The 24,691-nt window shown below is 57.6% G+C and carries 30 protein-coding genes; 19 read left to right on the forward strand and 11 right to left on the reverse strand.

From position 1 onward, the window contains the following. The 7 genes from NTW95_10020 to NTW95_10050 form a co-directional block, all read left to right on the forward strand. Window positions 1-1,062, forward strand: a 1,062-nt coding sequence (locus NTW95_10020; GenBank protein ID MCX6557747.1) for an SLBB domain-containing protein, incomplete at its 5' end; no start/stop codon positions are given. Between the two features lie 12 nt (window positions 1,063-1,074). Continuing rightward, window positions 1,075-1,632 carry a BMC domain-containing protein gene (locus NTW95_10025; GenBank protein MCX6557748.1) on the forward strand — a complete coding sequence of 186 codons (558 nt, stop codon included), beginning with the start codon at window positions 1,075-1,077 and terminating at the stop codon, window positions 1,630-1,632. Between the two features lie 74 nt (window positions 1,633-1,706). After that, a complete protein-coding gene (locus NTW95_10030) occupies window positions 1,707-2,018 on the forward strand; it encodes a EutN/CcmL family microcompartment protein (GenBank protein ID MCX6557749.1) in 312 nt (103 codons plus the stop codon). 12 nt (window positions 2,019-2,030) lie between these two features. After that, window positions 2,031-2,318, forward strand: a complete 288-nt coding sequence (locus tag NTW95_10035; protein MCX6557750.1) for a EutN/CcmL family microcompartment protein — start codon at window positions 2,031-2,033, stop codon at window positions 2,316-2,318. Window positions 2,319-2,599: 281 nt separating this feature from the next. Beyond that, on the forward strand, window positions 2,600-3,259 hold the full coding sequence (gene deoC / locus NTW95_10040; GenBank protein ID MCX6557751.1) for a deoxyribose-phosphate aldolase: 660 nt from the start codon (window positions 2,600-2,602) through the stop codon (window positions 3,257-3,259). 12 nt (window positions 3,260-3,271) lie between these two features. After that, window positions 3,272-3,925, forward strand: a complete 654-nt coding sequence (locus tag NTW95_10045) for a BMC domain-containing protein (GenBank protein MCX6557752.1) — start codon at window positions 3,272-3,274, stop codon at window positions 3,923-3,925. A gap of 14 nt (window positions 3,926-3,939) precedes the next feature. After that, window positions 3,940-4,707 (forward strand): class II aldolase/adducin family protein, encoded by a 768-nt coding sequence (locus NTW95_10050; protein ID MCX6557753.1) that lies wholly within the window; start codon window positions 3,940-3,942, stop codon window positions 4,705-4,707. Window positions 4,708-4,719: 12 nt separating this feature from the next. Here NTW95_10050 and NTW95_10055 read toward each other — a convergent pair whose 3' ends face one another. From NTW95_10055 to NTW95_10065, 3 genes are all read right to left on the reverse strand, one after another. Next, window positions 4,720-5,367 (reverse strand): endonuclease III, encoded by a 648-nt coding sequence (locus tag NTW95_10055; protein MCX6557754.1) that lies wholly within the window; start codon window positions 5,365-5,367, stop codon window positions 4,720-4,722. Continuing rightward, window positions 5,367-5,795, reverse strand: a complete 429-nt coding sequence (locus tag NTW95_10060) for an OsmC family protein (protein MCX6557755.1) — start codon at window positions 5,793-5,795, stop codon at window positions 5,367-5,369. The genes NTW95_10055 and NTW95_10060 overlap by 1 nt, the downstream gene beginning before the upstream one ends. A 131-nt stretch (window positions 5,796-5,926) precedes the next feature. After that, a complete protein-coding gene (locus tag NTW95_10065; protein MCX6557756.1) occupies window positions 5,927-6,217 on the reverse strand; it encodes a DUF507 family protein in 291 nt (96 codons plus the stop codon). Window positions 6,218-6,648: 431 nt separating this feature from the next. Between NTW95_10065 and NTW95_10070 the strand changes: the two genes are divergently transcribed. Beyond that, entirely contained in the window at window positions 6,649-7,548 is a 900-nt protein-coding gene (locus NTW95_10070) for a transposase (protein ID MCX6557757.1), read from the forward strand. Between the two features lie 57 nt (window positions 7,549-7,605). Here the strand turns inward: NTW95_10070 and NTW95_10075 are convergent, their stop codons facing one another. Continuing rightward, window positions 7,606-7,884 (reverse strand): DUF507 family protein, encoded by a 279-nt coding sequence (locus NTW95_10075; protein ID MCX6557758.1) that lies wholly within the window; start codon window positions 7,882-7,884, stop codon window positions 7,606-7,608. A gap of 223 nt (window positions 7,885-8,107) precedes the next feature. On the opposite strand from NTW95_10075, the gene rplM reads away from it, so the two are divergent. The 6 genes from rplM to frr are packed head-to-tail and all read left to right on the forward strand — an operon-like array spanning window position 8,108 to window position 11,659. Then, window positions 8,108-8,554 (forward strand): 50S ribosomal protein L13, encoded by a 447-nt coding sequence (gene rplM, locus NTW95_10080; GenBank protein ID MCX6557759.1) that lies wholly within the window; start codon window positions 8,108-8,110, stop codon window positions 8,552-8,554. A gap of 9 nt (window positions 8,555-8,563) precedes the next feature. After that, window positions 8,564-8,968, forward strand: a complete 405-nt coding sequence (gene rpsI, locus NTW95_10085) for a 30S ribosomal protein S9 (GenBank protein MCX6557760.1) — start codon at window positions 8,564-8,566, stop codon at window positions 8,966-8,968. Between the two features lie 9 nt (window positions 8,969-8,977). After that, window positions 8,978-9,766: a 30S ribosomal protein S2 gene (gene rpsB / locus NTW95_10090; GenBank protein MCX6557761.1), complete on the forward strand. Its 789-nt coding sequence runs from the start codon at window positions 8,978-8,980 to the stop codon at window positions 9,764-9,766. Between the two features lies 1 nt (window position 9,767). Further along, window positions 9,768-10,367 carry a translation elongation factor Ts gene (tsf, locus tag NTW95_10095; protein ID MCX6557762.1) on the forward strand — a complete coding sequence of 200 codons (600 nt, stop codon included), beginning with the start codon at window positions 9,768-9,770 and terminating at the stop codon, window positions 10,365-10,367. 1 nt (window position 10,368) lies between these two features. Then, window positions 10,369-11,109, forward strand: a complete 741-nt coding sequence (gene pyrH, locus NTW95_10100) for a UMP kinase (GenBank protein MCX6557763.1) — start codon at window positions 10,369-10,371, stop codon at window positions 11,107-11,109. Further along, on the forward strand, window positions 11,102-11,659 hold the full coding sequence (gene frr, locus NTW95_10105; GenBank protein ID MCX6557764.1) for a ribosome recycling factor: 558 nt from the start codon (window positions 11,102-11,104) through the stop codon (window positions 11,657-11,659). Before pyrH ends, frr begins: the two co-directional genes overlap by 8 nt. A gap of 170 nt (window positions 11,660-11,829) precedes the next feature. Here frr and NTW95_10110 read toward each other — a convergent pair whose 3' ends face one another. From NTW95_10110 to iorA, 7 genes are read right to left on the reverse strand one after another with little or no spacing between them, the layout of a single operon-like run. Continuing rightward, window positions 11,830-12,711, reverse strand: a complete 882-nt coding sequence (locus NTW95_10110) for a hypothetical protein (GenBank protein MCX6557765.1) — start codon at window positions 12,709-12,711, stop codon at window positions 11,830-11,832. Next, the gene (locus NTW95_10115; protein MCX6557766.1) at window positions 12,708-13,268 is read right to left on the reverse strand and encodes a zf-HC2 domain-containing protein; all 561 of its coding nucleotides are present in this window, start codon (window positions 13,266-13,268) and stop codon (window positions 12,708-12,710) included. The genes NTW95_10110 and NTW95_10115 overlap by 4 nt, the downstream gene beginning before the upstream one ends. Further along, the gene (locus NTW95_10120; GenBank protein MCX6557767.1) at window positions 13,252-13,875 is read right to left on the reverse strand and encodes a sigma-70 family RNA polymerase sigma factor; all 624 of its coding nucleotides are present in this window, start codon (window positions 13,873-13,875) and stop codon (window positions 13,252-13,254) included. The genes NTW95_10115 and NTW95_10120 overlap by 17 nt, the downstream gene beginning before the upstream one ends. Beyond that, complete coding sequence (locus NTW95_10125) at window positions 13,862-14,473, reverse strand: hypothetical protein (GenBank protein MCX6557768.1); 612 nt, start codon at window positions 14,471-14,473, stop codon at window positions 13,862-13,864. The genes NTW95_10120 and NTW95_10125 overlap by 14 nt, the downstream gene beginning before the upstream one ends. 30 nt (window positions 14,474-14,503) lie before the next feature. Further along, window positions 14,504-15,421 carry a phosphate acyltransferase gene (locus tag NTW95_10130; GenBank protein ID MCX6557769.1) on the reverse strand — a complete coding sequence of 306 codons (918 nt, stop codon included), beginning with the start codon at window positions 15,419-15,421 and terminating at the stop codon, window positions 14,504-14,506. 49 nt (window positions 15,422-15,470) lie between these two features. Beyond that, entirely contained in the window at window positions 15,471-16,049 is a 579-nt protein-coding gene (locus NTW95_10135; protein MCX6557770.1) for an indolepyruvate oxidoreductase subunit beta, read from the reverse strand. Next, window positions 16,046-17,857 (reverse strand): indolepyruvate ferredoxin oxidoreductase subunit alpha, encoded by a 1,812-nt coding sequence (gene iorA / locus NTW95_10140; GenBank protein ID MCX6557771.1) that lies wholly within the window; start codon window positions 17,855-17,857, stop codon window positions 16,046-16,048. Before iorA ends, NTW95_10135 begins: the two co-directional genes overlap by 4 nt. Window positions 17,858-18,145: 288 nt before the next feature. Between iorA and NTW95_10145 the strand changes: the two genes are divergently transcribed. From NTW95_10145 to NTW95_10165, 5 genes are all read left to right on the forward strand, one after another. Further along, window positions 18,146-18,355, forward strand: coding sequence for a hypothetical protein (locus tag NTW95_10145; protein MCX6557772.1), 210 nt, complete (start codon window positions 18,146-18,148; stop codon window positions 18,353-18,355). A gap of 291 nt (window positions 18,356-18,646) precedes the next feature. Beyond that, a complete protein-coding gene (locus tag NTW95_10150; protein ID MCX6557773.1) occupies window positions 18,647-21,151 on the forward strand; it encodes an excinuclease ABC subunit UvrA in 2,505 nt (834 codons plus the stop codon). Between the two features lie 437 nt (window positions 21,152-21,588). After that, entirely contained in the window at window positions 21,589-22,584 is a 996-nt protein-coding gene (locus tag NTW95_10155) for a DNA polymerase III subunit delta' (protein MCX6557774.1), read from the forward strand. Between the two features lie 9 nt (window positions 22,585-22,593). Then, a complete protein-coding gene (ricT, locus tag NTW95_10160; GenBank protein MCX6557775.1) occupies window positions 22,594-23,310 on the forward strand; it encodes a regulatory iron-sulfur-containing complex subunit RicT in 717 nt (238 codons plus the stop codon). Next, window positions 23,307-24,620, forward strand: coding sequence for a hypothetical protein (locus NTW95_10165; protein MCX6557776.1), 1,314 nt, complete (start codon window positions 23,307-23,309; stop codon window positions 24,618-24,620). Before ricT ends, NTW95_10165 begins: the two co-directional genes overlap by 4 nt. Window positions 24,621-24,691: the final 71 nt, after the last annotated feature.

Genomic DNA, 24,691 nt, shown 5'->3' on the forward strand with positions numbered 1-24,691 from the left:
GGACGCATCCGCATCCATTGCCTGGAAAATTACTACCCGGCCGGCGACGAATTCCTGACCGTTTTCGATGTCACCGGCAGGGTGGTTCCCGAGGGCGGCCTGCCGCCGGATGTCGGGGTATTGGTCTGCAACGTGCTCACCCTGGCCCAGGTGGCCGCGGCGCTTCACGGAAAAGCGGTGACCGAGCGGCCGGTCACCGTCGCCGGTTCGGTGCGCAAACCCCTCGTGGTCGTGGCTCCGATCGGGACGTCTTATGCCGACCTGCTGGCCAAGGCCGGCGGGGCGCGCCATGCCAACGACGTACTGATCGACGGCGGCCCGATGATGGGCAACCTGGTCGTTGACCCGCGGCTGGGAATCGCCAGGACCACCTCGGGGGTACTGGCCCTGCCGGCCGACCACCTCATCGTGCGCCAAAAAAAAACGAGCGTGGCTCAGATGGTGAAAAGGTCGAAAGCCGCATGCTGCCAGTGTTTTCGTTGCACCGATCTATGCCCGCGCCATCTGCTCGGGCACGGCCTGCACCCGCACCTGGCCATGCGTTCGCTTGATTACGGCTTGGCTGAACCCGTCGGGCACGTCACCTCCGCCTTCCTGTGCAGCCAGTGCGGCGTGTGCGAACTCCTGGCCTGCGACGCCATGCTCCTCTCTCCCCGCCTGGTGCTGGCCGAATACAAAAAACAGCTGCTCGCCCGCGGCATCACGAATCCGCATGTGCGAAAAGGGCTGACGGACACGTCGTCCCCTGGTGGGCTGGCGGCGCTCCCGGAAATCGATTTTCGCCGCATTCCCGTATCGACCCTTTTGAAAAAAACGGGGATTTCCGAGTACGCCGTGGAAACGCCGTTTGCCGGCCCTCTCGAAGTGGAGCAGGTGCGCGTGCCGCTGCGCCGCCACGCCGGCGCGGCCGCCATCCCCTCAGTGAAGCCGGGTGAAAAAGTCAAAATGGGAGATGCCATCGCCGCCCCGCCCGTGGAAAAGCTCGGCGCGGTCTGCCATGCTTCCATCGCCGGCACCGTGACCGCCGTGAACGATGAGTGGGTCGAAATCAGCAGCAGATGAAAGGAAATGACCATGAATGAACCAAGTCTGGGATTGATCGAGTACAAATCGGTGGCCCGGGGCGTCTATTCCTGCGATGCCATGGTGAAGAAAGCCTCGGTGCGGATCCTCGAAACCCATCCGATCTGTCCCGGGAAATATCTCACCATCATTTGCGGCGGCGTGGCCGAAGTCGAGGAGGCGATGAAGGTGGGATTGGAGACCGGCGGCGACATGGTGGTGGCCGACCTGTTCCTGCCCTTCGTCCACCGCGACGTGATCCCGGCCCTGGCCGGGACCGCCCCGATCGAGAATTTCCGCAGCCTGGGCATCATCGAGACCTTCGCCGTCGCCACCTGCCTGCAGGCCGCCGATATCGCCGTAAAAGCCACCCCGGTGCAGCTGGTTGAAATCAGGCTGGCCAACGGCCTCGGCGGCAAGGGTTATTTCGTCATGACCGGGGAATTGGCCGACGTGGAAGGGGCGCTGGCCGCAGCCAGGGATTTTGCCGCCCAAGCCGGGATGCTGGCCGCCTGCGAGCTGATTCCCGATCCGCACCCCGACTTGCTGGCCAAGGGCGTCTATTGGTGAAGGGAGATGAGAATGACTGGCGTCACTTTTCAGGAAATGACCATGGATGAAATCGTTCGACCAAGGAGCATTCAATGAGGCTGGCCAGAGTGATCGGCACGGTGGTGGCGACAAGAAAAAGCGAAAACTTGCAGAACCTGGCGATCCTGATGATCCAGCCGCTGGATAAAAAGCTGCAGCCGGTCGGCGAGGCGATCGCCGCCGTGGATGTCGTCCAAGCCGGCCCCGGCGAGATCGTCTATTACACCCTGGCCCGGGAAGCCGCTTTCGCCCTGCCGGAACCGAACGTTCCCGTCGATGCGGCGGTCACCGGCATCGTCGACCGGGTCCATCTCGAAGACAAGGGGATCATTGACCGCGCGCGGATCTTCAGCAAGAACGGATGAGGGAGCGCTAAAATGAAACTGGCGCGGGTGATCGGCAACGTGGTCGCCACCAAGAAGCACGACTGTTTCCGGGGGCACAAAATACTGATGGTTCAGCCGGTCGACGAGACTGGCGAAGACAGCGGACCGTCGTTTCTGTCATGCGATACCGTGAACGCCGGTCCCGGTGACCTGGTGTTGGTGGAGCAGGAAGGCAATACGGCGCGCGAGTTGCTGGGAACGCGCCAGGATCCCTTCCATTCGGTCATTGTCGGCATCGTCGACGCGGTAGCCGTTGACCGGGATGAGAAAAAGAACTAGGATGGGTTGAAGAGGAGCACATGTCCCAAGCAGAAATGGAAAATTTGGATGACATCGTCGACATCATCTGTCGGCGCGTGGCTGAAAAGCTGACGCAGAAAGGGCTTTTAACCGGTCCCCTTCCAAACCTCCCAGGGGGCGGAAGTGGCGGCTGCGAGGAGTGCATCGGCTGCGGCCACTGCGCGTCACGCAGGCCCGAAGCGGTAAAGAACCTCGTTGCCAGCGGGGCGGAGCGCATCGGCGCCCAGACCGGGATCAGGGGCGCCGGCATCGATGCCAAGATGGCGGCCATGATCGACCACACCCTGTTGAAGCCGGATGCGACCCGCGAACAGCTCATGCAGATCTGCGACGAGGCCAGGCAGTACAGCTTCGCCACCGTCTGCGTCAACTCGGCCAACATTCCGTTGGTGTCCAGGCAACTGCGCGGGAGCGCGGTCAAGCCTATCGCCGTCGTAGGCTTTCCATTGGGCGCCGCAACCAGTCAAGCCAAGGCTTTTGAAGCCCGGGAAGCCATCCAGGCCGGAGCCGAAGAGATTGACATGGTCATCAACATCGGGGCGCTGAAATCCAAGGATTACAAAACCGTTTTTGAAGACATCCGCACCGTCGTCGAGGCCGCCAGGCCCCACAAGCTGAAGGTGATCCTTGAGACTGCGCAGTTGAACCAGGAGGAAAAAGTGATCGCCTGCTCCTTGGCCAAGACCGCCGGCGCCGCCTTCGTCAAGACATCGACCGGGTTCGGCGGCGGCGGGGCCACGGTGGAGGATATCGCCCTGATGCGCCGCATTGTCGGCAGCGACATGGAGGTGAAGGCCTCGGGCGGCATCCGCACCCGCGCGGATGCGCAAAAAATGATCCAGGCCGGGGCCGACCGCATCGGCGCCTCGGCCAGCGTGGCCATCGTCACCGGCCGGGATGAAAAAAAAGGAACGTATTGAAGGAGGAAGGGAATGGCTAAAACGGGCTTTGAATTGCGAACCCTGACGTTCATCGATAGTTTGCAGCCGCAATTGGCGCAGTACATCGCCAAGGACAACCGGGTGTACGACCCCAAGGAATACGACGCGGCCCTGATGATCGAGATCGCGCCGGCCATGGAAATCCACACCATGATCGACATCGCCCTGAAGGCGACGGCCGTACGGTTGACCTCGGTGGTCACCGAACGCCAGTTCGGGTTGATGCTGGCGCATCATGGCGACCAGGGCGAGGTCAAGGAAGCCGGCCGGGCCATCCTGCGCGAAACCGGCCTGGACGAGAACGACAGGGCGGCCGTGGAAATACTGACCCAGAAAATCATCCGCGGCGTGGAACAGGATCATGCCATCATGTTCACCGGCCTGGCCAAAGGCAACATGGTCATCGCCGGCGAATCGGTGTTCATCATGGAGGTCACCCCGGCCGCCTATCTGATGGTCGCCGGCAACGAAGCATTGAAGGCCGCCCGGGTCAAGCTGATCGACATCAAACCCTTCGGCGCCAGCGGCCGCCTGATCCTCAGCGGCAGCGAGTCGGAGATCGATTCGGCGGCGCAGGCGGCGTCGGCGATCCTCAAGCAGCTGAACGAGATGAAGGCTTCCCGTTCGGGGAAGCAGCTGGGCTGACGATCTTCCCGGCCATGGGCAATTCGCGTGAATCGCTGATCGACGCCATCGTCGAGGTCTGCCGCCAGGTGGCCGCCAAGGGCTGGGTGGCCAACCACGACGGCAATGCCAGCGTGCGCCTGGATGACACGCTGCTGGCCACGCCCACCGCGGTCAGCAAGGCCGACGTGAGCGCGGACATGATTATCACTCTGGACCAAGAAGGAAAAAAACTGCAGGGCAGCGGCAATCCCTTCTCGGAGATCAAGCTGCATTTGGCCGCCTACCGGGCGCGCCCCGAAATCCAGGCCGTGCTGCACGCCCATCCGCCCCTGGCCACGGCCAGGGGGCTGGCCGGCGGCGATTTCGCGGTGCCGCTGCCCGAGGCGGTGGTCTCCATCGGCGATTCCATACCGGTCATGCCCTACGCCTTTCCCGGCGCCGCTGAAAACGATTCATTGGTCGCCGCCGCCCTGGAGCGGAGCGATGTTTTCATGATGGCCGGAAACGGAGTACTGGCCTGCGGGAGCAACATCAAAGAGGCTTTCCTGCGCATGGAGCTGCTCGAGCACCTGCTGAGAATCGATCACTACGGCAGGAACATGAAACCCTTCCGCACCTTGTCGGCAGCCGACAAGGCCAAATTGCTGGAAAAGCGCGCCCAGCTGGGCCTCGGCCCGCTGAAAGCCCAGACGGCATCCGCCCAGACCGCCGACGCTTCCCAGGCTCCGTCCCTGTCCAGCGAGTGGATTCGCGACCTGATCGTCGAGGAACTGAAGAAGATCCTGAGCGAAAAAAAGTAATTCCCGACCGAGTTATTGCAGCTCCGCTGAAGGACATGTTTTCTTAAGGACACACTCGGCGCACTTCGGGTTTCTGGGCCGGCAGACTGTCTGGCCGAATCCCACCAGCACCTGGTTGACATTCAGCCATTGCCGGCGCGGAAAGATCTTCTGCAGCTCCAGTTCGACCGTCGCCGGAGTCTTGCCCTTGGCCCAGCCCAGGCGCCGGGCGATGCGGAATACATGGGTATCGACGGCGATCGCCGGTTGCGCTAAGGCCAGGGCCAGGACGAGGTTGGCCGACTTGCGACCGATCCCGGGAAGTTCCAGCAGCTCGTCGAGGGTGGAGGGGAACCGCCCGTCTCGTTCAAGGGCCTGGCATATCCCCAGGATATGCTTGGCCTTGGTGCGGTAGAATCCGACCGGGTAGATCAGACGGCCAATGCGTGCCTCGGACAGCCGGGCCATTTTATCAGGCGTATCGGCTGCAGCGAACAACCGGGCGGCGGCCTTCTCGGTCACCGGATCTTTCGTGCGTGCGCTCAGCAGAACCGAGATCAGGATGCGGAACGGCGTGGAGCGGATGCTGGCTTCGAAAGAATCCACGGGCGGCGATAGGGGAGTGATGAATTTTTTTATGGCCAGGAGTACTTGCGGCGGCTTTTTCGGAATTGAAGCCATCAGGAGAGACTTTCCCCATTCATAATGATTTCATGGCTGATGGCGACGGCAGGGACCAGGGTGGCCCTGACGCCGCAGTATTTCTCCTCCGAAAGGGCGATGGCCTTGCGCAGCGGCTCGGGGGTCAGCCCCGGGCCGATGAAGGCGTAGATCACCTTGATGGCCACGATCTTCTTGGGGTGCTCGTCGGCCAGGATGGCTTCGGCCGCTACTTCGAACTTTTCGACCTTGACCTTCATTTTACCCAGGATGGATATGACGTCCATGCCGGTGCAGCCCAGCAGCGAAACCAGGGTCAGCCCCTTGGGGCGCGGCCCCAGGTTATTACCCCCGGCTTCGGGGTTTCCGTCGATGACGAAGTCAAAGCCGTCCAGGTGAGCGCGGAAAGCGAGTCCCTGTTCCCAGTCGATCTTGGCTTCCAGTTTCATATTGCTCTCCGGTTCCTTGGTTGACGGTATACGGTGGACGGTAGACGGTAAGAATAATATTCATGACAGTATTTTCTTTTTCTTCCGTATGCCGTATACCGTAAACCGTACACCAAGTTCTTCCTTTTACTTTAATCCCAGAGCTTGCCGAGCTTGTCCAGCTGCTCGCCGGTATATTTTCGGAACAGGATCTCCCAGTCGCGCGAGCCCTCGGGGATATTTTTTTTCTGGGAGATGATCTTGTCGTGGGCCCGGAGTTCGATGTCCTCGAACATTTTTAGCTCATCCATGATGAACTGGTAGATCTTGAAGCGGATGTTGCCGATATCCTCGCTGTAGTCGATCTCGTCGCTTTTTTCGATGTGGTCGACAATCAGCTTGGTCAGGAAATTGACCCGGTTCTTCGACAGCTTCAGGCTCATAATACGACCTCAAAGAGGCCCATAAATAAAGGAGTCTCGGGGTTATTTGTATACGTTAAAGAGACGCAGGCTTGGCACGTCTTTTGCTTCGATGTGTCTAAATTGTAGCGCAAGAAAATTTTGCCTGTTCTCATGATTTGTATCTTAGCATTTTTTTACAGATTTTTCAATTCTAGCTAAACGAATCTATTTTTATAGTAAATTTAACAATAAGTATATTCTATACATTTTCATACCGTTTTTCATTTCGCTGTTGAAGGACCCCCGTCACCCAGAGCAAATAGGACAAACTCAAGGACAGCGGCTCCCCTTGCTTGTGTCAGGCTGTCAGTACCAGTTCCCGCGAACTGCCGCAACTGATATAGACTCGGACATGCCCAGGCATCAGGGACGGACTATGAAAAAGTGAATTTGTTTGCTATTATGGAGAAATGAGACAACCTCGATTTACATATCCGGGAGCGTATCACCACTGCATGAACCGTGGAATCAACGGCGAAGCGATATTCAAGGAAGAAAAACATAAAATAATCTTTTTAGAGATATTGGCGGAAAAGGTGAACAAATTCCGCATTCGTCTTTTTGCTTATTGCATTATGGATAACCATTACCATCTGGTGCTGGAGAATTCATCCGGGCGAATGTCGGATTTCTTTCGCGCCCTGAATACTCAATACGCATTCTATTATCGTAGACACACGCTTGGGAAAGGGTATGTGTTCCAAAGCAGATTCATATCCACTCTCATTCAAGATGATGCTTATTTAAAACAAGTAATTGTTTATGTTTTACAAAATCCGGTTCAGGCTGGAATAACTGATGATTCTTGTAAGTATCCATGGTCAAGCGCAAAAACATATTTCCAGAAAGTAAAACTAAAATGGTTGGACGTAGGTTTTGTACAGGAATTGTTTGGCAGCCAAACTAATTTGGCCAGAACAATTCAATTAGCGGGAAGCAATAAATTATCCATCTTAAAAACGAGGTTTGGTCCTATATTGGGGGACGAATCGTTTGTGGAACAGGCATTGGAGAGATTTGAGCGGAGAAAGCGACCGGATGCGATTAAACAAAAACGAAGGGATGATTTCGGCTTTGAGCCAGTGGCGAAAGTGATTCAAGAGTTTGAAAAAGATAAGGGGATCAAGATCGAAGATATCAATATAGGAAATTGGCAGGGGAAAAGGTTAAGGTCGGAACTCCTGGTGTGCCTGTTTGATTTGACTGGATTGAAATACAGGGAAATCATTGAAATACCGATCTTTTCAGATTTGCACTATCAATCTATGTCCCGTTTGTACCATAACTTTCGTAACAGAGTAAAACATTGAAACGAACATTTTCACTTTTTCATAGTCCGTCCCCAGATACAGATAGGGAGAGGTTGGCTATAAAACGATATTCTCTTGCTCGGCCAGCTTGCTCTTGACCATGCGGAACATTTCGTAGTAATCGATGTTGGAATTCCGGATCTCGTTAAGCTTTTCCTTGAGGATCTCCTTCACTTTTTCGTCCAGGATGTCCTCTTTTTCAAGCTCGGTGGATATGATGACCTGCACGTCAACGGCCATTTTTTCCCTGTTTTCGACCATCAGCAAATTTTCCTTGAGCAGACGCTGGACGATGTAAAAGGCCAGGTGCTCGATTTGCTGTTTATTTAATCTCATCGATATATAATATAACAAATTTTGTCAACCAAAGCAACTGTTTTTTCGGGAAAATCGTCGGCTCCATCCGGGCGTGTCCATGAAAAACAGCGTTGTTTCATGGATTCCAAGGAGATTTTGTTAAAATAAAATTTGTCTCCGCTTGAGATTTTTTGTGAATAATCTTGACAAAAAGGCAAAAATACTATAAATTATAACCTTTCCAACTCCGAAGAGGTTGCCAATGAAATTGAATAAAAGCAATGTGACGCATTTGCCTGAAAAAAAGGGCATCGAGCGGAAATGGTGGCTGGTCGACGCCAGCGACATGGTGCTCGGGCGCCTGGCCACGAAAATTTCCCATGTCCTGCGCGGCAAAGACCATCCTTATTATACCCCGTTTTTCGATTGCGGGGATTTCGTGATCGTCATCAACGCCAAGAAGGTGAAATTGACCGGCGCCAAGGAAGAGCAGAAGCTGTACTACCGGCATTCGGGATACCGCGGCGGCCTGAAGGAGATCACCTACCAGCGCATGCTGGCGACCCATCCGGAACGGGTGGTCCTGCACGCGGTCAAGGGCATGCTGCCCAAGAACAAGCTCAGCTACAAGCTGCTGACCAAGCTGAAAGTGTATCCCGGCGACAAGCACCAGCACGCCGCCCAGAAACCCGAAGCATTGAAAATATAGGAGGAGCCATTGAGTATCGTGCAATATTACGGAACAGGCAGGAGAAAAACCAGCATCGCCAGGGTCTATTTGCGCCCCGGCACTGGTAATTTCACTCTGACGGTCAACAAGCGCGAGCGCGTGTTCAACGATTATTTCCCGCTCAAGATCCACAAGCTCACCATCTTCAAGCCGTTGACCATTACCAACACCATGAACAGCTTCGATTTTTTTATCGATATCGAGGGCGGCAGCGTCTCCGGGCAAGCCGGGGCCATCCGCCTGGGCATCGCCAGGGCGTTGCTGGAATTCAATTCGGAACTCAGACCGCCGCTGAAAAAATCGGGTTTATTGACAAGGGATGCTAGGGAAAAGGAGCGGCGCAAGTACGGCCTGCTCAAAGCCAGAAAGGCGACCCAGTATCACAAGCGCTAGGAGGCGGTTATGGTCCAGATCAATATGAGGGAAATGTTGGAAGCGGGCGTTCACTTCGGCCACCAGATCCGGCGCTGGAATCCCAAGATGAAGCCGTACATCTTCGGCAAGAAGAACGGCATCTACATCATCGACCTGCAGACGTCGATCGAGATGTTCAAGACCTCGCTGCAGTTCATCGCCGACACGGTCGCCTCCGGCAAGGACGTCCTGGTCGTCGGCACCAAAAAGCAGGCGCAATCGATCATCGAGGAGATCGCCGAGGCCACCGGCATGCACTACGTGAACAAGCGCTGGCTGGGTGGCTTGCTGACCAATTTCGGCATGATCAAGAAGAGCATTGACCGGCTGATGGAACTCGATGAAATGAAGAAGGACGGCCGCTGGGAAGTCAAGCCCAAGAAAGAGCAGTCGCGGCTGGAAAAAGTATACAAAAAGCTGTACCGCAGCCTGTGGGGCATCCGCAAGATGACCAGCCTGCCGGGCGTGGTGGTGGTCATCGATTCCACTTTTGAAGACATCGCCATCAAGGAAGCCAAGCGCATGAACATCCCCATCGTGGCCGTGGTCGACACCAATGCCAACCCCGAGGATGTCCCATATCCGGTCCCGGGAAACGACGACGCCATCCGCTCCATCCGCCTGTTTATCAGTAAGTTCGGGGAAGCGGTCAGCGAAGGCCAGAATCGCAAAATCGTCGAATCGGCCAATGCCCAGCAGCTCGTCGCCGAAAAAGCGGCGCAGGAAGCGGCTGCCGCCGAAGCCGCCGCCGCCGGAACTAAAGAAAAGGAGAACTGAGATGGCATTGGACATGGAGTCGGTAAAAAAACTGAGAGAACAGACCGGGATCAGCATCCTGGAGTGCAAGAAAGCCGTCGAGGAGTCGGGCGGCGACTTGACCAAGGCCGCCGAGATCCTGCGCAAGAAGGGTTTCGAAAAGGCCAAGGCCAAGTCGACGCGGGTGACCAACCAGGGCGCGGTCGGTTCCTATATCCATATGAAAGGCAAGATCGGCGTCCTGCTGGAACTGGGCTGTGAGACCGATTTCGTGGCCCAGAACGAAGATTTCCTGCAGCTGCTCAAGGACGTGGCCATGCAGGTCGCAGCCATGAACCCGCGCTACATTTCGGAGAAGGACATCTCGTCCGCCGAACTGGACAAGGAAAAGGAAATTTATCGCGCCCAGCTGAAAAGCAGCGGCAAGCCGGCCAACATCATCGAAAAGATCGTGGAAGGCAAAATGGGCAAGTTTTACGCTGAATCCTGCCTGCTGCACCAGAATTTTTTCAAGGACGACAGCCTGACCATCGAAAAGCTGATCGCCGAAAAGATACACAAGACCGGCGAAAACATCGTCGTCAAAAGGTTTGTCCGTTACCAGGTGGGCGAAGAACTTTAAAATGGCTCCCGGCCAGGCCAGGTACAAGCGGGTTCTTCTCAAGCTGAGCGGCGAAGCATTGCACGGCGAAGGTTCCTTCGCCATCAGCCCCGAGGTCATCAGCGACATCGCGGCCGAGATCAGGGAAATCCACGACCTGGGAGTGGAAATAGCCATCGTCACCGGCGGCGGGAATTTTTTCCGCGGCGGCCGGGCGGCCGAGCTCGGCATTGACCGCGCCTCGGCCGACTACATGGGCATGCTGGCCACCATGATCAACGGCATCGCCCTGCAGAACGCCCTTGAAAAAAAGGGGCTGCACACGCGGCTGATTTCGGCGCTCGAGGTCAAGGAGATCTCCGAACCCTTCATTCCCCGGCGGGCCATCCGCCACCTGGAAAAAGGCCGGGTGGTCATCTTCGCCGCCGGCACCGGCAATCCCTTCTTTACCACCGACACGGCCGCCGCTCTGCGGGCCATCGAGATCAAGGCCGACATCCTGCTGAAAGCCACCAAGGTCGAGGGGGTTTTTTCGGCCGATCCGCACCAGGTCAAGAACGTCACCAAGTTCACGCATATCTCATACGCCGATGTCCTGGCCAAGGAGCTGAAGATCATGGACAGCACGGCCATCTCGCTGAGCAAGGACAACCGGCTGCCCATCAAGATCTTCAACATCACCCAGAAAGGCAACATCATGAAAGCCGTCACTACGGACGATATCGGTACTTTAATTAATTTGAGCGGGGAGCGGAATGATTAAAGAAGCCCTGGACGAAGTGAAAAGCGATTGCCAGAAGGTGGAAGAAGATTTCAAGAAACAGATTTCCAAGTTCCGCACCGGCCGGGCTTCGGTTTCGATCCTGGACGGCATTCTGATCGACTACTACGGCGTGCCCACGCCGATCAACCAGCTGGCCACCCTGGGTGTCCCTGAAGCCAGCCTGATCATCATCCAGCCCTGGGACAACAAGATCATCAACGACATCGACAAGGCCATCCGCGCCGCCAACCTCAACATCAACCCCGTCACCGACGGCAAGGTCATCAAGCTGCCCATCCCGCCGTTGGACCAACAGCGGCGCCTGGAAATCATCAAGACCATGAAAAAGTACACCGAAGAGAGAAAGACCCACATCCGCAATATCCGCCGCGAGTACCGCGACCTGGCCAAGGGCATGAAGGATGGCAAAGAGATCAGCGAAGATGATGAGAAACGATTCAATGATGAACTACAAAAGATAATCGATGGCACCGGCGAGCGGATCGACCGCATAGAGAGAGACAAGGAAAAGCACATCCTGGAAGATTAACTGTCTGGATTGATCTAGGGTTTAGGGTATAGGGTTGAGGGAAGAAAAAAGCAATCGAAGTCATTGATAAAGGCGATTGAAATTTCAGCCTGAACGAAACGAAAAATACAGAATCCCAGTTGGTCAAATAATTTGGTGATTTCCAGCTGCTGTTTTCTTTACCCTGTACCCTAGACCCTAGACCCTAAACCCTTGTATTTAAGGAAATATCCCACCGCGACGCCGATGGCCACGATATCCATTAACAGCAGCAATGGTGCGCCGATCCAGGGAACGAACTTGAGCAGGGCGTAGGCCATCGTCCCCAGGACGACGAAGAGCACCGGGCTGCTCTTGATTCTCAACCCCGCGGCAACGGCGCTGCCGACGGCAAAGAACACCACGGCCCGGCCGAAGATGAGGACCAGGAAATAGGCGGCGATCAGGAGCATCAGCAGGGGGATGCCGATCAGCACCAGGCTCAAGATGATGAAAACAAGCAGCAGCAGGATGAAAGCGAGCATGGCCAGCAAGCCGACGGCCCCGTGGCGCAGCGGCGATTTCTTCAGCATGTCCGCGGCCCGGCTGACCTGCAGCGGCAGGATCAGCAAGGCCAGCATGACCAGGATGAACCAGAGAAAGATCTTGCTGACCCGGAAAAAAGTCATGCCGCCGCTTTCGGGCAGGAAAGGCAGCAGGGTGTGGCTGATTTTTTTCAGGTCCTCGCGGGTGCGGACATAGTAGGATTCACCGTTGATCTTGCAGCCGGGATCCTTGGCCAGGCGGCCGCCGATGATGATCAGGTCGCGGCCGATGAACGCCCCTTCCTTGATGTCGACCTGGGCGCCCAGGCAGATGACGTCGCCGTTGACCGCTCCGCTTAAGCGCAAGCTGCCGCCGATCAGGAAGATACTGTCCGCGACCTTGCCGTCGATGACCAGCTCGGAATTGAAGGCGTTGATGCTGCCGGGCCTGGACGTGCCGGCGGGCACAACGATCGTTTTGTCGCCGGCCGCCGCCAGCAGCATGGCGCTGGCAGCGAGGAGGGAAAACAGGACCAGGCTTTTTTTCATCGCTTTTCCTGGCGCGGTTTTTTGAGCAGCAGGCGGATCATGGCCACGACCAGCAAACCGGAGAAGGCGAGGGCAAAGGCGATGAGCACCGCGCCGATCGGGCGCGAGTCAAGCCATACGCGCAGGAAGGCGTTGCAGGCTTTGAAAACGGCCTGTACCGAGCTGTATACAGCCGAAATGCCCTTGATGGCGTTGACCAGCCAGCCCGAGGTGCGGTCGGCGGTCAGCTGCAGGGCCTGGATCAGGCTGTTGCGCGAAAAATCGAAATAGATGTAGATCCAGGAGACAAAGAAGACGAAGCTGGCACCGATCAGGGCGGCGATCGACGCGTACCTGGGGGTTTCCGGGTACAGCCGCTTCATGATCCGCGGCACCAGCCAGGCGGGCGGCTCGCTGAACTTCGGCTGGGCCAGGAACGTGTGCAGCTCGGCGTAAGCATCGGCCTTGCGCCGGCAAGCAGCGCAGAGCAGCAGGTGGTCGCGGATCAGCGACTGCTCGATGCTGGCGAGCTCGCCGTCGAGGTAGCTCACAATCTTGTCGTCAGGCAGGCAGGCCATCTTTTTCCATCTCCTGTTTTAGAATTTCCTTGGCTTTGAAAATGCGGTTCTTGATCGTCCCCACCGGCAGCGACGTGATCTCGGCGATCTCCTCGTATTTCAGCTCCTGGATGTAGCGCATCAGGATCAGTTCCCTGTACTTGGGTGCGATATTTTCCACGAGCTTCCAGACATAGTCCTTGGTTTCCTCCCGCGACAGGTGCTTGAAACCGTCATGGCTGACGACGTTTTCCGAATTGAGCATGTCCCTGCACGAGACGCTGTCGTCGTCGAGCGAGCTGACCAGCGCCTGGCTCTTGCGAATGTGATCGATGACCAGGTTGTAGCAGATGCGGTAGGCCCAGGTGGAAAATTTGTATTCGAAATTGTACTTGTCGAGCACGTTGAAGACCTTGATGAAGAAATCCTGGGTCAGGTCGATGGCCACTTCCTCGTTGCGGACCATGCGAATGACGAAACTGAAAATCCTCTTTTCGTACTTCCTCATCAATTCCTCGAATGCCTTCTTCTCGCCCTGAAGCGTTTTTTTGATCAGGGCTTGGTCTTCATCCACAATCATGTACGGATGGGGCGGCGAAAAGTTTTCAAGCGGCTTATTCTTGCTCAATGATTTCCACGTCGCCGGGAAGGTCCAAAGCGAATTCGCGGGGACCAACGGTGATCCCGGTCCGATAGTTTGTGAACAGGTAAACGTGGCTGACCTCGCTGGCCGCAGTTTGCTCCACCCGCTCGGGCAGGAGGTCGGCGCCGATCCGTATTTTCAATTCCTGCGGCCCGGCATTCCCTTCCACGCTGAGCCGGATGGTCCGCGTCCGCTCGTCCCAGCGGCTGACCTGGCCGGGCCGTGGTGCGCAAAGCAGGTCCCAGATGATCTGTTCGTTGCCCGTGCCGATGTTCCCGGTCAGCAACTGGTTGTTCTCGCGGTCGAAGAAGCGGTAGTGCCCGTTTTCCAAAATGAACGTTTTGTATTCGGGCTGCAGGTACTGCCACTTCACGTGGCTGCGGTCGACGAAGATGATGAAGCCGCTCTCCTCCAGGCTCATTTCGCCGTCGATGAAGACCTGCTGGGTAAAATCGGTCCGGAAAGGCTGGCTGCCAACGATCTTGGCACGCACCTGCTCGACCAGGGAGGTCGGTGCCGGGAGCCATGGGGGCAGGCAGAGCGCCAAACAGGCGGCTGCGGCAAGCGTTTTGGTTCCTTTCATCTTCCCGTTTTTCGCGCGCCAGGCCGCCGATCAGCCGGCGGCGCTGACGGCCATGGCCGCGCCCAGGGCCAGGGAATGGAATTTATCCACTTCGCTTTCATTGCGCGAGGGGATCAGGATCGGGATGCGGGCGCCCATCACCACGTGCGCCACCGTCAGTTTCAGGTAGTAGGTGAACGCCTTGCCCAGGAGGTTGCCCGCCTCGATGTTGGGGACGATCATGATCTGAGTCTTGCCGGCGACGTCGTTGCTGATCCCCTTGTGTTTGGCCGCTTCCGGAGAGACGGCGATGTCCAGGGCCAGGGGGCCGTAGACGCGGCAGCCCTTGATCTCGCCGCGCTGGTTCATTTCAGTCAAGGCGCGGGCGTCGAGCGTGGCCGGCATGGAGTCCTTGACCGTCTCGATGGCTGCCATGATGCCCACCTTGGGCTCGGGGTAACCCAGGCGCTGGAACACGGCGACCGCGTTTTCCACGATCTGCTTCTTCTGCGCCAGGTCGGGCAGGATGTTGAGCCCGCCGTCGCTCATTCCCAGCAGCCCGCGGTAATTGGCGGCGGGATTCTCCACCACCAGGATGTCGGAGAGGAGATTGCCGGTGCGCAAGCCCTTTTCCTTGTCCAGCACGGGCTTCATCAGGGCGGCGGTGGGCAGGAAGCCCTTCAGGATCAGGTGCACTTCCTTCTGCCGGGCCAGTTCGACGATTTTAGCCGCCGCGCTTTCGGGCTCGGGGCAGTCCACGATCTGGAAGTCGGCGGCCCGGCCGCCATGCTCCTTGAGCAGGGCGGATATTTTCTTCGCATCGCCGCACAGGATGAAATCGGCCAGATCCTCGCGCTTGGCCTGGATGACCGAGAGGATGGAACTCTCATCCTCGGGGCTGGGCACGCCGGCGACGATGTTCTTGCCGCTCTTGGCAACGGCGACCATTTCCTTGAAATCGGTGATCATCGGTACCCTCCTTTTTCGTGGCGTCTTTCCCGGCCGCTTTGGTCGCGCTTCAAGGCCGGAAATTGAAACCGGTTTCGAATGCCTTGAGGTTCAGATCCTTGAAACGGGGCGGAACCTTCTTGATGATGACGTCGAGCCAAAGCGGACGGTCGATCTCCATGCGCGAGGCCAGGAGGCCGATCAGGATGACGTTGGAGGCTTTTTCATTGCCCAGCTCGACCGCCAGCCGCGTGGCGGGGATCAGGACCACTTCGGCGGCCAGCTTCCGCAGCTGCGCCTCGATGTCGGCCGGGTATTTTTCCAGCCCCGATGCCACGGGGAGCGGCTGCCATGCGAAATCGTTGACCAGCATGATCCCTTTCCGGCTCAGGTAATTGATGTTGCGCAGGGCTTCCAGCTTCTCGAAGGCCAGGATGTAGTCGGTTTCGTTGAGCGCCGGCAGGGGCGAAAAAACCTCGTCGCCGTAGCGCACGGTGGAGATCACGTCGCCGCCGCGCTGGCTCATGCCGTGCACCTCGCTCTTCTTGACCTGGAATCCGGCCAGCAGCAGCACGTCGGAAAGAAGGTCGCTGGCGGTCAGGATGCCTTGCCCGCCCACGCCGCAGATTAAAATCGACTTGGTTTTCATGATCGGTCTCCGCTCAGGTAGGATTCCAAAGTGATGGAGCTGCTGTGCAGCCCCTTGTCGTCCACGAAAGAAATGGCTTTGAAGGCGCAGACCTGGGCGCAAACGCCGCAGCCGGAGCAAAGGGCTTCGTTGATGAAGGCCTTGCCGTCGGCGTCGGAGCTGATGGCCGGGCAGCCCAGGCGCAGGCAGACCTTGCAGCTGGTGCACGCCTCGCCGTCGACGCGCATCGGCGACCATTTGGCCTTGCGGTAGAGCAGGATGCACGGCCGGCGCACGACGATCACCGAGGGCTCGGGCCGCAGGATCTCCCGCTTCAGCAGCTCCTTGATGGCCTTGACGTCGTAGCCGTCCACCTCGTAGGTGTGCTCGAGCCCCAGGCCGTCGCGGACGAGCTTGACGATGTCGATGCGCGGGGCCGTTTCGCCCATCAGCGTAGTACCGGAGCCGGGGTTTTCCTGGTGGCCGGTCATGGCAGTGATCGAGTTGTCGAGGATGACGACCGTCGACTGGCCCTTGTTGTAGATGACGTCGATCAGGCCGGTGATGCCGGAATGGAAGAAGGTGGAATCGCCGATCACCGCCACCTGCTTGATGGTCTTTTCGGCCTTGGCCAGGGCCTTTTCGATGCCCAGCAGGACGGTGATGCTGGCGCCCATGTCCACGCACGTATCCATGGCGCTCAGGGGTGGCAGGGCGCCCAGGGTGTAGCAGCCGATGTCGCCGCGCGAGTTGACCTTTTGTAGGCCGAGGTTGTAGAACAGCGCCGTGTGCGGGCAGCCGGTGCAAAGCGAGGGCGGACGCCTGGGGATGGTGTTGACATCGAAGCGCGGCGTCAAGTCTTTCAGCTTCAGGCTGGCCTGGACTACGTCCTGAGACATTTCCCCCAACAGCGGGAAAACGTCCTTGCCGATGATCTTCTTGCCGGGCTCAACGAGGCGGGCGAAGGTTTCGATGATCGGGTCGTTTTCCTCGAGTATATAAATCGTATCCAGCTTGGCGGCGAAGCGCTTGAAGAGGTTGACCGGGAAAGGGTAGGGCATGGCGAGCTTCAGGAAGGAGGCGTCGGGGAAGACCTCGCGGCCGTACTGGTAGGAAACGCCCGAGGCGACGACGCCGATGCGATTTTTCCCCTTGATCACGGTATTGTATTTGAAATCGTCGCTGAAAACGGCCAGCTTCTTCTGCCGCTCTTCGACCAGCACGTGGCGGCGGCGGGCGTTGCCCGGCAGCAGGTTGCGCTTGAAGAAATCGCTCTTGTACTCGGGAACCGGCGGCTCCAGCCGCTCGCCCAGTTCGACCGCCGAGCGCGAGTGCGAGGTGCGGGTGGTCATGCGGATGAGCACCGGCGTGTCGAAGCTTTCGCTGATCTTGACCGCCTCGATCACCATGTCCTTGGCTTCCTGCGAATCGGACGGCTCGAGCACGGGGATCTTGGCGGCGATGGCGTAATGGCGGTTGTCCTGCTCGTTCTGGGAGCTGTGCATGCCGGGGTCGTCGGCCGAGATGATGATCAGGGCGCCGGTGGCGCCGATATAGCTGGCGGAAAACAGGGGGTCGGCGGCCACGTTGAGCCCGACGTGCTTCATGGCCACCAGGGCGCGGGCCCCGGTGAAACTGGCTCCCAGGGCCTCTTCCATGGCCGTCTTCTCGTTGACTCCCCACTGGGCGTGGATGACCTCCTTGTAGCGGACAACGTTTTCCAATATCTCGGTGCTGGGCGTGCCGGGGTAGGCGGAAGCGAAGGTGACGCCGGCTTCATAGGCGCCGCGGGCGATGGCTTCGTTGCCCGAGAGCAGTTCTTTGGCCATGGATCCTCCTGTTGGTGATGTTAGACTTTAAATTATTTCAGGGTTTTAGTCAAGCCCGATGGCCTGCGGAAATATGAAAATAAAGCCCTGTGGAAGGGTTGAAGAGTAGAAGGGTTAAAGGGTAGAAAGTTGAAGAGTAGAAGGGTTGATGGGGCAAGAAACATTGAGGAACACAAGTTACTTCCAGGTTTCCGAACCCTTCTACCCATCAACTCTTTTACCCATCAACATTTACTTTATTGCTATTTGTTCTGCTTTTTGCTATAAACGGGCCATGAGGTGGCTCCGATGAAAAACAGCAAGAAATGCCCGAAATGCAACTCGACCGCGATCAGCCGCAAACGCGGTTCTCCGGTGCTCAACAGCTGGTGCCGGATATCGATCAACCTGACCAGCCTCGACGTCTGGGTGAGCAAGTTCATTTGCACCGAATGCGGTTATATCGAGGAGTGGATCGAGAACCCGAACGACCTGAAGCGCTTCAAGACCATGGAGTAGCAGGGGATTGCAGGGCTCGGTTTACGGTTGACGGCGAACGGTAATAAGGTAATTATTGAAATGGGTTGACGGTAGACGGTCAACGGTAGACGGTAGCAAAGTAATTATTGATATAGGTTTACGGCTGACGGTATACGGTTTACGGTAAGAGTAAGCAGTAATATCCTGAATTTTTGTACTTGTTTAATTTCTTACCGTATACCGTTTACCGTACATCAAGTTTTATCCATTTCTTACCGTCCACCGTATACCGTATACCGTACGCCAAGCACTATGTTAGAATAGCCAGTGATGTCATATCTAGAGATTGTCGACGCCCACAAGCATAACCTGAAGCACTTGCACCTGCGCATCCCCAAGCAGAAGCTCATCGTGATCAGCGGCGTGTCGGGTTCGGGGAAATCGACCCTGGCCTATGACACGATCTTCCAGGAGGGGCAACGCAAGTACCTGGAATCCCTTTCCGCCTACGCCCGCCAGTTCATCAAGTCGCTGGAGCGGCCGGACGTCCACTCCATCAGGGGGATCGCCCCGACCATCGCCATCGATCAAAAGCATTCCTCGTACTATTTCAATTCCACGGTGGGCACGATTTCGGAAATCGCCCCCTTCCTGAGGCTGCTGTTCGCCAGGCTGGCCGAGGCGCGCTGCCCGCAGTGCGGCCGGCCGATCAGCCGCTATTCCAGCGCCCGCATCGCCGAGTACGTTTTTGCCCATTTTCTCGGGCGGCTGCTGCGCATTTTCAGCCCGCTGGTCCGGAACCGCCGCGGCAATTATCAAGCCCTGTTCGAAAAATACCGCAAGCGCGGCTTCCTGAAAGCCCTGGTCAACGGCCGGCTCTGCGACCTGGAACACGCACCCGCCCTGGACCGCCAGAGCCGCCATCACATTGCCGTGCAAATCGATGTCCTGGAAATCGAGCCGGCCAACCGCGAGCGGATCGTCGACAGCATCAATCTCGCCTTGAACGAAGGCGACGGCGAGATCGTGGTCGCTGCGGGCGACGAATCGGTTTTTCTCTCCAATCGCCTCCATTGTTCTTCTTGCGACATATCGCTCCCCGAGCCGCAGCCGGGAACCTTCTCTTTTAACTCGCCGGAAGGAGCCTGCCCGGAGTGCCAGGGCATGGGCCGGGAGGACGAGGCCCGCCCCTGCGCCGCCTGCCAGGGTTCCGGCCTGAACCCCGGGGCGCGTTCCTTTTATTTCCGCGGCAAGAATATCTTTGAACTGGGGGAGATGGAAATCGTCGACCTGCTGCGCTTTTTCAAATGCGTGGCCGTCGCCGAGCATGAAAAGGGGATCGCCAGGCCCATCCTGCCGCACATCATTCAGCGCCTGGAGTCCTTCGTCACTCTGAACCTGGGCTACATCGCGCTCAACCGCAAGCTTCACACGATTTCCGGGGGCGAATTGCAGCGCGCCCGCCTGGTATCCCAACTGGGCTTCAGCCTCAATGGCGTCATCTACGTGCTGGACGAGCCTTCCATCGGCATGCATTTCTCCGAGCAGCTGAACCTGCTGCGCATCCTGCGCCGGCTCAGGGAAAACGGGAACACCCTGATCGTGGTCGAGCATGCCGAGGAGACCATCCGCGCCGCCGATTACATCATCGATATCGGCCCCGGGGCCGGGGAAAAGGGCGGGGAGCTCATGTTCGCCGGCCCGGAGAGCGAGTTCGCCGCCGCCCGGCAGTCATTGACCTCGGATTACGTCTTCGGCCGCCGGTGCATCGAGGCGCCGGTACGGGAAGGGAAAACCGCCGCGGAGTTCATGAGGATCGACTCCATCGCCATCAACAATCTGCGCCATATCGACTTGAAAATCCCGCTGAACCGGCTGACAGTCGTCAGCGGCGTCTCGGGATCGGGAAAGAGTTCGCTGGTCGTGGACGCCCTGGCGCCGATCCTGCTGCACGAGATCCAAGGGCAGCCCCTGGCCGATTCCCGCCTGAGCTATGCGCGGGCAGCGAACTTCGACCGCCTGAAACGGGTGCTGATGGTCAACCAATCGGCCATCGGCAAGAATTCCCGCTCCTGTCCGGCCACCTACATCGGCATCATGGCCGCCATCCGCGATCTGTTCGCCGCCCTGCCCGGAGCCAAGGTCAAGGGGTATCCCCAGAGCCGCTTTAGCTTCAACGTCCGCGGCGGCCGCTGCGAGGCCTGCCAGGGCCTCGGCGTGCAGAAACTGCAGATGAGCTTCCTGCCGCAACTGGAGATCGCCTGCCCGGTTTGCGACGGCCGGCGCTACAATTCCGAGACCTGCCAGGTCAAGTTCAAGGGGAAATCCATCGCCGACGTGCTGGAGCTGACGGCCAGCGAGGCGTACGAGCTCTTCGCCAACATCCCGCACCTGGCCCGGAATATCCGCATCCTGCTCGACGTCGGACTGGGCTACCTGCGCCTGGGCCAGAGCTCGGAAACTCTCTCGGGCGGGGAATCGCAGCGCATCAAGCTGACCAAGGAACTTTCACACTCAGCGTTGAGCCCGACGATGTACGTGCTGGACGAACCGACGGTCGGCCTGCATTTTGATGACGTGCGTAAGCTGATCGATGTATTCAGAGCTTTAATTGCCCGTGCTCACACGGTTGTGGTCATTGAGCACAACCTGGAAATGATCAAGGTCGCCGATTACCTGGTGGACCTGGGGCCGGGAGGCGGCAAGCACGGAGGTCGCATCGTTTACCAAGGGGATGTGGCCGGAATTGCAAAGTGTGCGGCTTCGCTCACGGGGAAGTACCTGAAAAAGAAATTGGCATACGGAAAACGGCAGATGGAAACAGGCATGAAGTGAAATCGGTTTACGGTGGACGGTTTACGGTATACGGTAAGAAAAAGAGGCAATAGTAAGAATAAAATTCCAAATCCCAAGCACCAAATTCCAAATAAGTTTCAAATTCCAATGACCCAAACGAAGGCACTTCAGAGATTATCTTCCCGTAGGGAACGCAAATTTGCGTTCCCTACCCAGCCATACGCCTAATAATTTTCTTCGTTTTGGTCATTTGAACATTGGGATTTGGTGCTTTAGTCACACTATAGGTTTCGTGGTGCCCGGAGGGCAACGAAACCTATCTAGTGTGACTATGGAATTTGGTTCTTGAGATTTGGGATTTATTTTCCCGTCTACCGTACGCCGTCGAACCGTACGCCGAGTCTTCCCCCAACCCTGATAATGTGCTACCATTAGGCTGAAGGTACGAAAAAACACGCGTTTCGGAGCGATACTCCATGTCCCTGGCAGAACTGATTGGCAACACCCGCGTCAAGGCGACCCTGGCCAGCTATCTGCGCAACGAACGGGTCCCGTCCAGCCTGATATTCACCGGTTCCGATCCCTACATGCAGCTGCGCTTCGCCGTCAATTTCGCCAAGAGTCTGAACTGTCGCGAAAAAGCGAACGACGCCTGCGACCGCTGCTCCCACTGCCTGGCCATCGACCGCAATCTGTTTCCCGACGTCCAGGTCCTGGCTCCCGAGGGGCAGTTCTACCGCAAGAGCCAGATGGACGACCTGATCGAAACGGCGTCACGTCGGCCGCTGCAAGCCGAAAAAAAAGTCTTCATCCTGAAGGACGCCCAATGCCTGAACGACACGGCGGCCAACTCTTTCCTTAAAACGCTGGAAGAGCCCCTGCCTTCGAACGTGTTCATTCTGCTGGCCGCCAACCTCACCCTCATCCTGCCCACCATCCAGTCGCGTTGCCAGATCCTGAAGTTTCTGCCCCTCTCCAAGGATGAGATCGCGCTGGAATTGAAACAGCGCGGCATCGACCCAAACAAATCGCGCCTGCTCGCCTTTTTCAGCTCCGGCAGCCTGGAAAACGCGGACGAGGTCGACTGGCAGGAGCTGGAGGCGAAGCGCGCCGCCATGCTCAGCATCCTCGACCGGCTGCTGCGCCAGAGCGCGGTCGAGGACATCCTGCTCGACCTGTACGACCGCAGCCGCAGCCGCGACAGCTTTATCGACTATTTCCGGGAAATGGTCAATTTGATTTCCGTGCTGTTACGGGATATAATGGTACTGTTGGTCGATCCCGAGAGCGGGACGCTGATCAATTCCGATTACAAGGAAAAACTCATGGAATTGGCCGCTTTGACGAATATGGACAAGGTATTTTTCCTGCTGCGCAAGATGGAATACCTGCTGCGCGACATTCAGCGCAACCTGAATGCCCGGGTGCTGGTCCTGGAATTCATCAACAGCTACGCCGCTCAGGGAATGTAATAATGTAATATGGATAACGTGATCCTGGTCAAGATCGAGAGCCGCAATGACCTGCTGCATTTCCGCAGCCAGGACGTCGACGTCAAGCTGGACGACTCGGTGATCATCCAGTCGCTCACCGGCGAGGAGCTGGGCAAGGTGGTTCGCCATTTCGGCGAGACCTTCAGCGCCCACCGCGGCATCCCCTGCATCCCGGCCATCCTGCGCAAGGCCACCGGCAAGGACATCGACGTGTTCGCCAAAAAGAAGCGCGAGGAGGGGCGGGCCTACGAATATTGCCAGAACCGGATCAAGGAAAGGGAGATCCCGATCAAGTTGGTTCGGGTGACTTTTTTCACCACGGAGAAGAAGGCCATCTTCTATTTCACCTCGGAGGGCCGGATCGATTTCCGCGACCTGGTCAAGGACCTGGCGAAAAAGTTCCGCATGCGCATCGAGATGCGCCAGATCGGCATCCGCGACGAGGCCAAGATGATCGGCGGCGTCGGCATCTGCGGCCGGCAGCTTTGCTGCAAGACGTTCCTGAACAACCTGGAGCCGATCACCCTGCAGATGGCCAAGAAGCAGAACCTGAACATGAACCCGATCAAAATCTCGGGCATGTGCGGCCGCTTGATGTGCTGCCTCTCCTACGAGGAGACGGGCGGCGGCCGCGTGGTCATCGAGGATCCGGGCGAGCGCGTGGGCTACGACGAGGAAGAAGACCTGGCCGAAGACAAGAAATGAGAGCGCGCTGGCCTATTTTTTTCCTGCTGGCCCTGCCCGCCCTGCTGGCCTATCCCCAGTACAAGCCTTTTTACAACCAATATAACTTTGCCTATGGCACCAAGGCCATGTCCATGGGCAACGCCTTCAGCGCCGTCGCCGACGACCTGACGGCGGTGTTCTGGAATCCGGCCGGCCTGGCCGACAAGCGCGCCCCCGAGTTCTACTTCGCGTATCAGGCCGAAAGCCTGAAGCAGGGGTACGATCCCCAGGAAGCCGACTATCTCGGCACGCGCCTGCGCTACGATTTCAATCTGGCATCCAAGCTCAAGCAGATCAACTTCTTTTCCGTCTCGGTCCCGGCCGAGTTCTGGAAAATGAAATGGGGTTTCGCCCTGAGTTACTACCGATTCATTCCCTACGGCTTCAAGGGCTCCGCCGTCGAGCCGTTCACCTTCCCGCCGGCTTTCAGCGCTTCCACTGAAGTCATCGTGAATTTCATCGGCAGCGAAGGGGTCGACGTGCTGGCTTTTTCGGGGGCGGCGGGGATCACCGAGTTTTTCAGCCTGGGGTGCACCGTCCAGCAGTTTTTCAGTTCGGGCAGCCTGCACCTGCAGTTCTTGAACCGGAGCGGCGAGTTTGACGAACAATACAGCGAAAGCCTGCGCGGCCGCAACCTGATCCTCGGCCTGATGTTCCGTCCTTTTGAGACCTTGAACCTCGCCTTCACCTATCACAGCGGCGTGAAAAGCAATTTCGATTCCAGCCTGCTCACCTGGCAGGTCGACGATGAGGGAACCGACGTGAATGTGAACAGCAACAGCTCCCTGGCCCGGGTGATAATCCCGAGCCAGTATTCGCTGGGGGCTGCCCTGAGACCCTGGCGCTGGCTGAACCTGAGCTTCGATTACTCCCGCATCGACTGGCGCCGGGGAACCCTTGAAGCCTATTACGATTTCGCGACGCCATTGCCCTATCCTCAGAAAGCCTATCTCGGCTCGCAGCAGCAGGATGTCCGCAACCTGCGCCTGGGAATGGAGATCGACCTGCCGCTGCGCCGCCTGCTGCTGCACTTTCGCGGCGGCTGGAGTTCCGACGGGCAACTTTACGCGGACAGCTCCGGCCAGGCGGTCAAGGTCAGCGGCTACGCCGCCGGCATGGCTTGCGAATTCGGTAATTCCCTGCTGCTGGAGATCGCCTTTCAGCGGCAAAGCGCGGACTGGCCGGAAGTCGGCTATTTCACCGATGAACCGGCGGTATCCAGCCACTATAGCGCCGACCTGCTCAAGTTTTCCCTGACCTACAGGTTCGGCAGGATCTTCAAGGAATAGCCCTTTACCGAAACGGCCTTGGTAGACGGTATACGGTGGACGGTGGACGGTAAGAAAAATAAAAGTACTAA

It is taken from the genome of Candidatus Aminicenantes bacterium (assembly GCA_026393795.1).
In the GTDB taxonomy this organism is placed as follows: domain Bacteria; phylum Acidobacteriota; class Aminicenantia; order UBA2199; family UBA2199; genus UBA2199.

Bases quoted from the DNA above. Each gene is read 5' to 3' on its own strand.
- NTW95_10025 (MCX6557748.1), top strand. From the start codon at position 1,075: ATGAATGAACCAAGTCTGGGATTGATCGAGTACAAATCGGTGGCCCGG.
- NTW95_10030 (MCX6557749.1), top strand. From the start codon at position 1,707: ATGAGGCTGGCCAGAGTGATCGGCACGGTGGTGGCGACAAGAAAAAGC.
- NTW95_10035 (MCX6557750.1), top strand. From the start codon at position 2,031: ATGAAACTGGCGCGGGTGATCGGCAACGTGGTCGCCACCAAGAAGCAC.
- deoC (MCX6557751.1), top strand. From the start codon at position 2,600: ATGGCGGCCATGATCGACCACACCCTGTTGAAGCCGGATGCGACCCGC.
- NTW95_10045 (MCX6557752.1), top strand. From the start codon at position 3,272: ATGGCTAAAACGGGCTTTGAATTGCGAACCCTGACGTTCATCGATAGT.
- NTW95_10050 (MCX6557753.1), top strand. From the start codon at position 3,940: ATGGGCAATTCGCGTGAATCGCTGATCGACGCCATCGTCGAGGTCTGC.
- NTW95_10055 (MCX6557754.1), bottom strand. From the start codon at position 5,367: ATGGCTTCAATTCCGAAAAAGCCGCCGCAAGTACTCCTGGCCATAAAA.
- NTW95_10060 (MCX6557755.1), bottom strand. From the start codon at position 5,795: ATGAAACTGGAAGCCAAGATCGACTGGGAACAGGGACTCGCTTTCCGC.
- NTW95_10065 (MCX6557756.1), bottom strand. From the start codon at position 6,217: ATGAGCCTGAAGCTGTCGAAGAACCGGGTCAATTTCCTGACCAAGCTG.
- NTW95_10070 (MCX6557757.1), top strand. From the start codon at position 6,649: ATGAGACAACCTCGATTTACATATCCGGGAGCGTATCACCACTGCATG.
- NTW95_10075 (MCX6557758.1), bottom strand. From the start codon at position 7,884: ATGAGATTAAATAAACAGCAAATCGAGCACCTGGCCTTTTACATCGTC.
- rplM (MCX6557759.1), top strand. From the start codon at position 8,108: ATGAAATTGAATAAAAGCAATGTGACGCATTTGCCTGAAAAAAAGGGC.
- rpsB (MCX6557761.1), top strand. From the start codon at position 8,978: ATGGTCCAGATCAATATGAGGGAAATGTTGGAAGCGGGCGTTCACTTC.
- tsf (MCX6557762.1), top strand. From the start codon at position 9,768: ATGGCATTGGACATGGAGTCGGTAAAAAAACTGAGAGAACAGACCGGG.
- pyrH (MCX6557763.1), top strand. From the start codon at position 10,369: ATGGCTCCCGGCCAGGCCAGGTACAAGCGGGTTCTTCTCAAGCTGAGC.
- frr (MCX6557764.1), top strand. From the start codon at position 11,102: ATGATTAAAGAAGCCCTGGACGAAGTGAAAAGCGATTGCCAGAAGGTG.
- NTW95_10110 (MCX6557765.1), bottom strand. From the start codon at position 12,711: ATGAAAAAAAGCCTGGTCCTGTTTTCCCTCCTCGCTGCCAGCGCCATG.
- NTW95_10115 (MCX6557766.1), bottom strand. From the start codon at position 13,268: ATGGCCTGCCTGCCTGACGACAAGATTGTGAGCTACCTCGACGGCGAG.
- NTW95_10125 (MCX6557768.1), bottom strand. From the start codon at position 14,473: ATGAAAGGAACCAAAACGCTTGCCGCAGCCGCCTGTTTGGCGCTCTGC.
- NTW95_10130 (MCX6557769.1), bottom strand. From the start codon at position 15,421: ATGATCACCGATTTCAAGGAAATGGTCGCCGTTGCCAAGAGCGGCAAG.
- NTW95_10135 (MCX6557770.1), bottom strand. From the start codon at position 16,049: ATGAAAACCAAGTCGATTTTAATCTGCGGCGTGGGCGGGCAAGGCATC.
- iorA (MCX6557771.1), bottom strand. From the start codon at position 17,857: ATGGCCAAAGAACTGCTCTCGGGCAACGAAGCCATCGCCCGCGGCGCC.
- NTW95_10145 (MCX6557772.1), top strand. From the start codon at position 18,146: ATGAAAAACAGCAAGAAATGCCCGAAATGCAACTCGACCGCGATCAGC.
- NTW95_10150 (MCX6557773.1), top strand. From the start codon at position 18,647: ATGTCATATCTAGAGATTGTCGACGCCCACAAGCATAACCTGAAGCAC.
- NTW95_10155 (MCX6557774.1), top strand. From the start codon at position 21,589: ATGTCCCTGGCAGAACTGATTGGCAACACCCGCGTCAAGGCGACCCTG.
- ricT (MCX6557775.1), top strand. From the start codon at position 22,594: ATGGATAACGTGATCCTGGTCAAGATCGAGAGCCGCAATGACCTGCTG.
- NTW95_10165 (MCX6557776.1), top strand. From the start codon at position 23,307: ATGAGAGCGCGCTGGCCTATTTTTTTCCTGCTGGCCCTGCCCGCCCTG.